The following is a 656-nucleotide window of genomic DNA, read 5'->3' on the forward strand; positions in this document are numbered from 1 at the left end:
AAGGTAATGGTTTTAACCCGCTCTGGTAAATCCGTATCCACATGAAATAGCAAGGGCATATCCATGGCTTCATGACCATTCAGCGTTTGTTGGGTAAAACAAAAACATTCGGTTTTTTTTAAATATTTTGCAGCAATCCCTGGAGTGACACTGGGTATCGCTTGCACCGTCATGCGATGATTTGTTTTATTTTCAGCATAAAACGACAGCTTAGCAATTTCGCCAGGATGCACTCGTAATTTGTGCACCTTGGGATAAAAATCCCAAGGTATCCCGCTGTTATTGGTTGCAACAAATTCAACCAAAACTTCACGCTCTTTCTGAATCGTTATATGGCTATCATATGCCACCGCTTCCGGGTTTGTTTTGCCATTGATATTCAACGCTTTGCAAAGACTGTTGTAAATAGGTACCAGTGCAAATCCAAACCCAAACATTCCAACCACAATGGCAAATAACGTCACTAATAATCTGGTATGTGATTTTACAGCCATTTGATACTCAGTGGATTTTAGGTGGCGTTGAGAAGCTGTGATAAGGTGGAGGAGACGATAAGGTCCACTCTAAACCATGAGCACCTTCCCAAACTTTAGCATCCACTTTCGGACCATGACGACGTGCGGTTTGAATGACGTTAAATAAAAACAATAACTGCG

General features: G+C 41.5%; 1 protein-coding gene. It reads right to left on the reverse strand.

Annotated features, from left to right (window positions below; genetic code table 11):
- On the reverse strand, positions 1-494 hold a 494-nt coding region (locus IEX97_RS13030; protein WP_188883524.1), incomplete at its 3' end, for a cytochrome c oxidase assembly protein.
- Positions 495-656: the final 162 nt, after the last annotated feature.

Source organism: Paenalicyclobacillus cellulosilyticus (assembly GCF_014647315.1).
GTDB lineage: Bacteria > Bacillota > Bacilli > Alicyclobacillales > Alicyclobacillaceae > Alicyclobacillus_J > Alicyclobacillus_J cellulosilyticus.